The sequence below is a fragment of the bacterium genome (genome assembly GCA_035371905.1).
Taxonomy (GTDB): Bacteria; Ratteibacteria; UBA8468; order B48-G9; family JAFGKM01; genus JAMWDI01.
This window is the reverse complement of record DAORXQ010000004.1, coordinates 35622-45085: the sequence shown is the minus strand read 5'-3', so window position 1 is coordinate 45085 and position 9464 is coordinate 35622. Positions and strand designations below refer to the sequence as shown.

The 9464-nt window shown below is 30.3% G+C and carries 5 protein-coding genes; all 5 read right to left on the bottom strand.

The genetic code is table 11. The annotated features are described in order from the left end of the window. Positions 1–1169: glycosyltransferase family 39 protein (locus tag PKV21_00990; protein HOM26064.1), on the bottom strand; the 1169-nt coding region annotated here is incomplete at its 3' end. Between the two features lie 6 nt (positions 1170–1175). After that, complete coding sequence (locus PKV21_00985; GenBank protein ID HOM26063.1) at positions 1176–3122, bottom strand: peptide transporter; 1947 nt, start codon at positions 3120–3122, stop codon at positions 1176–1178. 12 nt (positions 3123–3134) lie between these two features. Further along, positions 3135–7502, bottom strand: a complete 4368-nt coding sequence (locus PKV21_00980) for a M28 family peptidase (protein ID HOM26062.1) — start codon at positions 7500–7502, stop codon at positions 3135–3137. Continuing rightward, on the bottom strand, positions 7492–8010 hold the full coding sequence (locus tag PKV21_00975) for a hypothetical protein (GenBank protein ID HOM26061.1): 519 nt from the start codon (positions 8008–8010) through the stop codon (positions 7492–7494). The genes PKV21_00980 and PKV21_00975 overlap by 11 nt, the downstream gene beginning before the upstream one ends. A 179-nt stretch (positions 8011–8189) precedes the next feature. After that, complete coding sequence (locus PKV21_00970) at positions 8190–9191, bottom strand: pesticidal protein Cry7Aa (protein ID HOM26060.1); 1002 nt, start codon at positions 9189–9191, stop codon at positions 8190–8192. Between the last annotated feature and the right edge of the window lie 273 nt (positions 9192–9464).

The window sequence follows — 9464 nt, the reverse complement described above, 5'->3', positions numbered from 1 at the left end:
TTTAATGATTTTTCATAAAAACTTATCGGGTCCAGCCAGTCATAATTTCTTAAAATCGTCCTTACTCCATATAGTGAAAATATAAGGATAATTAAAGCAATTTTTATCTTTTCTTTTTTTATTTTCTCTATAAGCATAACAAAATAAATAAAAAATCCAATTGCTCCCACATACATCCAGTGTTCTCTTAAGTTTCCATTTAAAGGTATTATTGTGTTTGAATGGAATATAAAGTTGAGTAAAAATAATAAACCAGCAAATAATATCTTTTTATCATTTCTTTTTTTCCACAAAAAATATAAAAATAAAATAAAAAGGAATAAACCTGATATAAAGTCAATATCTTTTGGTGTCTTTATGTAGGGTAGATGTCTTTCCATTGATAAAATAAAAGGAAAGATTAAAATTGATATGTAAACTAAAAATGCCTTAAAAGAAGTGAAAAATCTATATAAAAAAATCTCCTCTGGTTCTGTTTTCCCAAAATTTAAAACAGTTTTTCTGAGGATTAAGTAAATAAGAAAGATTGAAGTGATTATAATATAGTCAGATTTTTTTTCTTTCTTTAAGTTTCCTATTGAATATAGATAGAGAAAAAATAAAGGTAAGATTAAAACAGATGTCTCTTTTGAAAGCAGTGAAAAGATGAAAGAAATACAGGATAAAATTAAAAATAGATGTTTTTTCTTACTACTTGAATAAGATAGATTGTAAAGATATATACCAAGAAGTCCGAAAAATAGAAATAAAGGGTCTGCAGTTCCTGAAATATATGTGATTGCTTCTGTATTTATTGGATGAATACCCCATAATAAAGAGACAAGAAAAGAAGTTTTTTTATCGTATAACTTTGTAAGCAATAAATAAATTAAAACAGCACATCCTGAATGAAGAAGTATATTAAGTAAGTGATAGCCAAAAGTATTCCCTTTTGAGATTTTGTAAACAATTGCATAAAATAATGTCTGGAATGGTCTGTAAAAAAGGTCCTCTTCACCTGCACATTTAAATAAATTTGAAGTAAAATAATATTTCAAAAATTTAAAATTTTTGATAAATCCATTATTAACAACAAGAGCAATATCATCAAAAATAAACGGGTTTACAATTGAATTAAGATAGACAAGAAAAATAATTAAAAAAAGGAAAATTTTTTCTTTTTGAGTCATCAAATTTTAATAAATTATCTGGAATATTGTTTTTGCAATTAAAGCAACTGCAATTGAAACCATACCAATTAATCCCATTCCACAGGAATATCCTGCAAGTATTATCGGTGTATATCTTCTCCAGTTAGGTCCTATTTTTTTTGCCATATAAAATCTTCCAAGAAGTGCTCCAATAAACATTGGAAATGCATAATGAGGTAGAGTTGTAATTCCACCAACCATTCCATAAAATGTCCCAATTGGGATTTTGAGTAATAAAAATAGTCCATAAATAAGGAAACTTATAAAAGTTGAACTTAATATATATTTTGCCTTTATTGCTTTTATCATCCACTTTTCACCTGTTGGTAATGTACTTGTTGTCCAAAGTGCTTCAAATGTGGCATTCATAGGCCAGATTTTCTGAACATATGGATATGCAGAGGAAGGTATTGGATTCATTTTCCATATTATCTGCCAGAATAAAAATGTTGCAATAAGAGTTATACCAAAAGCAGTAAATTCTCCTTTATACCATGAAGTAAATCTTGTTCTTGTAAGTTCAAGTTGTTTAAATGCCTGTGCAGTATGTCCATGATTAAAATATGGAATCGGAGCATACCATATTTCAACTCCTTTATATCCACTTAATATAAATGTTGCTTCTCTTAACATAGGAAATGCAATGCCAGTAGCAACTCCTGTTATTCCAAACATTCTTGCAGATGTATAACTTAAAAATGGAGTAAGAATTATACCAAAGAAAATGAAAATCCATACAGGAAAATTTGGAACAAGGGTTTTTGTTATTATAAGATATAAAATAGTTGATAATATCCATATTCCAATTGCTACTGGTATAGGATAGTCACCTCTATCAGGAGGAATTGTAACTGCCTGTTTTTCATTATCTTTGTTTTTAAAACTTGAAAATGCTCTTAATACTCTCCATATTCCTATAATACCAACGACTATTCCTGTTCCAATAGTTGCATTTATCCAGAAATCCATTGTAGTTACAACATTTGCTGGAACTGCTGTCATACCTGGTTGCCAGTTTTTTATTATACCAATTTTATGAAGTAATGGATTCCCAAAAGTTTTACATAAAATTGAACCAATAAAAGTTCCAACAATAACAGGGAAAGGTAAAATAAATCCAGTAAGAATAACTCCAAGGTCTGTTGCAAATCCAAAAAGTCCAGATGGTAAAACTGTTTCTAATTGTGTTGTAAAATCAACCCATGGAATTGGAAAAAGTTGAAGGGGAGTTGCCATTAAAAGACCTGTTATTGCAGGGATGACAACATAAAAAGCACCAAAAATAATACCAATCATTGCAGAAATACTGAAAACACGCCATCTCCATGTTTCTTTTTTTGCTCCACTTTCAGCAAGTGCTGTTGCTCCTTCTGAAGCAACAGGAGCCATTGGGAAAGGTAATTTTTCAATATCGTTTGTAATACGAAATAGGAAATAACCCATTGAAAACATATTTATTCTGTAAAGTAAACTTGTTAAAATAACTATTACTATTGGTTTTATCCAGTCCTTATGTAAAAATGTTCTTTTCATCAATGCTTCAGAACCAGCAGGAGGAACAACCCAGTTGGGCATATTTTCAGTTAATCCAAAAAATTGGGCAGGAGGTGATTGAACAAGATATTGCCTCCATATCAAAAGGGCTGCAAGGTGTTCAAGTCCTATAACAGAACCAGCGATTATATAAATTATGTAAAGTTCCTGTTTTTTCAACTGAATAAATGACCTTTTTGCTATCTCAAGAAGAAGAATAACCGTTACCCATTGAGCAGCACCCCCAAGTCCACCACCTGTAATGAGAAAGAAATAAATTGAGGCGGGAAGCATTATAAAACCAATGAATAAAATAGCCAGAACTGTTCTTGCATTAAAACCTGGTTCAAATTTTTCTGATATTTCTGGTTCAAAGTCCTTTATTTCCATTTCTGCCATTTTTCCCCCTATTTAAATTCCAAGATTATTTTTCCCTTGTTTTTCATATTCTTTTTTAATTTCTATACTTACTGTTCTCCATATCAAAAATTGTTTTCTAATTCCATCAAGGAATCTTCTATTAAGTCGTTTCCAGTCAGTTGATTCTCCACTTGCTCTTTTCATAAAAAGATTTATTGTATAGAAATTATATTGCCCAAGTGGTTCAAAAATCATTTTGAATTCCTGACTTACTCCAAGGTCAAAAGGAGCAAGCCATATATTTGTCTCAACAATATATTTATTTTTTCCAGAAGGATGTTTTTGATAGGTTAATTTAGCCCCGCTTGTGTAAAAATTGCCAAGAGAAACATCTTGATAAGTATTGAAATATTCTGTTAAAAATGTAGCAAGCCCAAGAATTTCAATTTCACTTACAGTAAAAGGAAATTCAAATTCCCATTCATCACCTTTTGGTTGTGGTAATATCCATTTTCTTGTAACATCAGGAACAGCCATTTGAGATGCTTTCCTTGCAGGATATAAAGTTGAAAGGAGAACTGTAATTACAATTATTATTGTAGCAATAACAGCAGAAAGAGAAGAATAGTTTAAAACAAGTCCTTTTAATAAACCAGCACCCATCAGTATTTTTATAACAATCTGACCCAATAGATAGCCACTTACAGCACCTAAAACAGCATAAACAAGAGATTCAGCAAAAAATAAAGAAGCAATATGTACAGGAGCAAGTCCAACAGCACTGTAAGTCCCAATTTCTCTAATTCTTTCATAAACAGAACCAAGCATTGTATTTAAAACAATCAATGCTGCTATTAAAATTGGTATAAGGATATTGCTCATACCACCAAATGAAGTGAAACCTATACTACTGTAAACAATTGTTTTATTTTCAAAACCAGCAAATACAATTCCAGCAAGTTTTGTTATAAATTCCTCAACAAGTGTTTTTGGATTTTCAGATGAAGTTGTAAATTTAACAGCAATTGAATGTAAAGTACCTTTTAAATCCATAACCTTTTTAAATGGTATAATAACAGTATTTTCTGCTTCTGTATGAGTAAAAGACCTTAACTGAATCTGGGATGAAAATATTTGGGATGTTTTTTCTGTCTTCATCTGCGAGATTTCTTTTTCAGGAAGAACAGAAAAATCAACAGGAGTAAGTCGTTCATCATCAAGGTCTTTAATATCTCCAAATTTTTTACTATCAAATATCCCTTTTATCAAAAATTCTTTTCCATAAATATTTACTTTAGCAACTCCTATATCTTCTTTTTTTATATTTAATTCTTTTGCTATTTTATCCGAAATTAAAACACTATCCTCATCTTCTTTTTCAAACCAGTTTCCATAAATTATTGTACTTTCAACAGGTAAAATTTCTTTTTCAGAAGGGGTCATCCCAAGGATTCCTGTAGAAAGGAATGATTTATTTCCACATTTTATTTCTATTGCAGTTTTATTTCCCAAACTTCCAAGTATTAACCAACTTCTCGGAGCTATTACTCCTTTTTCTGAAAATTCATTTTCTGTATAGTCATAGGATATTTTTTGCAATGGAGTCCAGTTTCTGTCCCTTAAAAGTAATCCGGTATATGGTGGTTTATTGGGTCTTAAAATCTGATTGAATTTTAAATATGATTTTATTGATGTAAATGAAAGAACTGTAAATGTAAGAAGGATTAATGTTATTGAGGTTAAAGCAGTTCTTGTTTTTCTCCTTTTCATATTTGCAACACCGAGAGAAAAAGCAGTTGCACTTGCTGTTATTCTTCCAACATCTGTTTGATAAACCTTTGATGTCTCCTTTTTAATTCTCTGCATTTGTTCTTCAAATTTAGAAGCGATAAGTGATATAACAACTCCTGAAAGTGTGAGAACAATAAAAGAAAGAAGTATAACTTCAGGGGCATTTGTAAGTTTAAAGGCAGGATGAACATATCTCATTATCCAGTAAATAGCGAGAAATATTCCAAAAATTCCTGCTATTCTTTTTTCTATTTTTGAGAAACTGAAAAATAATCTTTCACAGAAATAGGCAAAAGGTAATAAAAGTATGAAATAAAAAATTATTCCCTTAATTACATCATTTGCTGTATTTTTTACATCAGGATATGCTCTTGCTTCTATACTCTGGGACTGTCTTGAAAATTTTAAAAACTCATACCACCTTTTTTCTTTTAATGCTTCTTCTGCTTTTTCAAGTAATTCTTTTGATTTTTGCTGTAATTCAAAAAGTCGTTCATTTTTAATTCCGTATTTTTCAAAGTTATATCTTCTGTAATTGTCAAGTATAAGCATATCTCTTGCCGCCTGATAAGGTGTATTATATATTGCTGAAATTTCGTTTACAGAAAATCCAAGTCCCTCTGCCCATTCTTTATTTGTATATGTTTCTTTTGAGTTTAAAAGTAACAATCTTTTACCAAGAGGACCTGTTTCTCCCAGAATTTTAATTTTTGAATTTTCTTTTGCAAAAACAGTTCCAACAGGTTCACTGTAAGATGTCCAGAGAAATGGAATGCTACTAGGATATTGAAGAAAATAACCATAAGCATCTGGAGCACTATTTGACAGGTCAAAAACATTTATATTATTTATCTGAATTAAATATTGAGGGTCAATAAGGCCAAAAAGTGATATTTCCTTACACTTAAACAGAACAATCATCCTTTCTTTTTCTTTTGTGTCCATCTGAAAAGATATGGGATATTGCTGATTTCCATTAACTCCCATATCAGGAGCAAAAATTATTTCTCCATTTTCTTTGTTTATATAAAAGGCATTTAGATATACTGATTGGGATAGAGTTAATCTTGAAATTTCAGCAATTCCTTTCTCATTTGTTATTTCAAGGGGATGTCCACGAACACCGATATTTGTTTTATAAGTTCCATCTCTTGGAACAACTATTGCATCTTTTACAGGGTCATTTGGAACAAAACTTTTTTTAGGATTAAATGTAACAATTTTTGCTTTTAGGGTAGCCATTTTATCCTTCATTTTAAGTTCGCTTTTTGATAGAAGTTCTTCATCATTTAAAGCATAAGAAAGAAGAAATTTTAATACGTTAACCTGTTTGATAATATTCTGTAATTTTAAATTTTCAAATCCATCTTTTGGAGTGTCAACTCTCCATCTACCATCATTAACAGTTATAAATGAAACTGCAGGATTTCCTGAAAGAATCATAAATTCACCATCTGTTCTAATTCTTTCGGGTAAAAATGTATCCCAAACAACTCCTTTTTCAGGACTTATTCCGTTTACAAGAACAGATTCTGTATATCCCAAAATTTTACCTACCTTTTCTGAATATTCCATGAATTTTTTACCTATTGGAGCAAAGAATCTCTGGTAATAGAAATCAGTGGAGTTATGCCATATTCCAAGTTTATCACTATCTCCTGAAAGGTCTAGTCCTATAAAAAGAGATATTTTTATTTTATCTTCTTTTTTAATTCTTTCTGAAAATGGTTTTTCATTTCTACAATGTTTTTGAATAAATGCATCTATCCCTTTCATATTCATAAAATGAGAAGAAGTGGCAAGAAAAATAATACTTCTTTTTGGTGGGTTTTTCACAAGATATTCAGCAAGTTCAATAAGAGCAGATATCCCGCAGGCAGATGTAGCACCGGGAGAAATGGAAGGGACAACACTTGTACTATCATAATAGGAACTTATAACTATTGTTTCATCTTTTAATTTCGCATCTCTCCCTTCAAGAAAACCATAAATATTCCAGTCGTTAATAGTTTCCCAGTCCATCCTTCCATAAATTTTTACAGTTGGTTCTTTTTTTGCTATTTCAAGTATTTTCTCATTATCAGAATAAAATCTTGGAACATCCAGAGGGACAGAAAGGAATTTCTTTTCGCCTTCGGTTCTTGTTATTTCCCCTCTATTTATAAAAATGAAACATTTTGCACCAAGCATTGCAAAATCAAGATAGTTATCTCCTGAATCAAAATCCATAACAATAATACTTCCATTTATATCTTTTCCTTCAACTTCTTTTAAATTACCTTTTCCAGCATATATCAATTTACCTTCAAGTCCTTCTGGTGGTAAAGTTGATGTTCTTACAAGATTTGGCCAGAGACAGTTTATATCAATTTTTTTTCCATCATATTCAATATATGCATACTTTTCTACAGGAACAACCGATTTAAAACTCTCCCTTTTTACATTTTTAAGACCAATTTCTTTAAATTTATTTTCAATAAAATCTGCTGCTTTTTTATGTCCTTCACTGCCTGGAAATCTTGATTTTAAAGAAGAAAAAAAGTTTAAATATGATACAGTATCCTGAGAAAATAGAAAGGTAGAAAAAAGAAAAAAGAGAAAAGGGAAAAAAATAATCTTATTTCTCATTTTTCATCTCCTTGATTTTTTGCCATGCTTTCCTTGAACCTGGATTTATATTTACTTCTTCTATAAATTCTTTTTTTGCTTTTTCAAATTCCCCTTTTTTTTCATATATCAAACCCTTTATGTAATGAGCATTTGGATAATACTTATTTTTCTCTATAAGTTTTTCCATAGTTTCCAGTGATTCTTCATATTCTTTTAAGTAAAATTCTAAAAGTCCCAAGTTGAATATTAAATTATCATTATTTTTGAAATGTGTCAACCCCTCAAGTGTATATTTTTTCCCCTTTTCAAAATCGTTTTTTATTATGAGTGAAGCAATTATTTTTTCATAAGTCAGTAGGTCTTTTTTAAACTCAAGTGATTCCATCCAGCAGTTTAAAGCCATATCAATATTATTGTTTGCTAAATAGTAATCTCCCATTCTTACTTTTTCTCTCCATTTTTTTTCTGTAAGGTCTGTATTACAACCGGAAAGAAAAATAATTATGGGTATAAAAATCCATTTCATTTTTATAAATTTTTTATTCTTGTAATCCTTCTTTTTAAAATCCATACAAGAATTAAAAGAAATGAAAACATTATAAATCGGGTAAAGATATTTTCTCTTCTTAAAATTGCTGGCCATAAAGAAAAAATTGAAATAATTATTAAAATGTCTTCCCAAATAGGTGTTTTTTCTTTAATTTTTCACACCTTTTTTAAAATTTTATTTATTTCTTTTAATTCAATTTCAGCAACCCCAATTCTTTTATCAGCGCATCCATAAAAAATATAAAGAATTCCATCTTTAATAAAAGCACCTGTAGGAAAAACAACATTTGGGACATTACCATTTTTTTCCCAGTCATAATCAGGTTCAAAAAGAGGGAAGGGTAATCTTGCTATTTCTTTTTGTGGATTTTCAATATCAAGTAAAGATATTCCTGCTCTGTATATTTTATTTTTATCAACTCCATGATATAAAAGTAACCATCCATATTCTGTTTTAATTGGTGGAGCACCTGCTCCTATTTTTTCTTCTTCCCAATTATATTTAGGTTTCATTACTATTTTGCTTTCAATTTTCCTGAAATATTCTTCCCAGAAATCTTTACTTTTGAGTTCAAAAAAATCGTTAAAATAAACAATTTGAATATCAGGTTCAATTCTATGAAGTAATGCGTATTTACCATTAATTTTTTCAGGGAAAAGGCATCCATCCTTATCCCATATAATTATATTTTCTCCTCTTTCTGCAACCTGTTTTTTCCAGAAGTCCTTATACCTATCATTTTCAGAAATATTTAATGCTTCAAGAAATGTAATGTTAGGACTTATAATACCTAATTTCTTGAAATTCAATAGGTTTTTTGATTCTGCAATAGCGATTCTTGCGTTTTTCCCATCATATGCAGTATAGGTGATGAAATAAGAATCTTCTATTTTTGTTATTCTGGGGTCTTCAATTCCCTGTTTTTCGTAAACTTCAGTTGGTGAAATAACAGGATATTCACACTTTTCAATTTCATTTTCTGTTTTTAATTTTAAGTATCCGAGACGAGAATAATTTTCACATTTTATAGCCCTGTAAATTATATGAACCTGATTGTTTTCAACAATAACACCTGGATTGAAAACCCCATCTTTTTCCCATTCAAAACAACCTTCATATAATAGATTTCTTTTTATTTTTTTACCTATTTCTTTCATTTTTTTATACGAGGTCCGCTCTCTCTTTAATTTATAGTTCTCCCCCCACGACTAAAAACGCAGGGGACATTTCTTTCCCCTGCAACCCCTTTTGCCGTGGGGTTTTATTTTTCTCATTTCCCTAAGTTTTCAATAATTACTATACTCAAACTGGTGCCGGGAGGGGGACTCGAACCCCCACGGCTTATCTCAGGAGGGGGAGATTCCCCCTTCCTGAAATAGTTCTCCCCCCACGACTAAAAACGCAGGGGACATTTCTTTCCCCTGCAACCC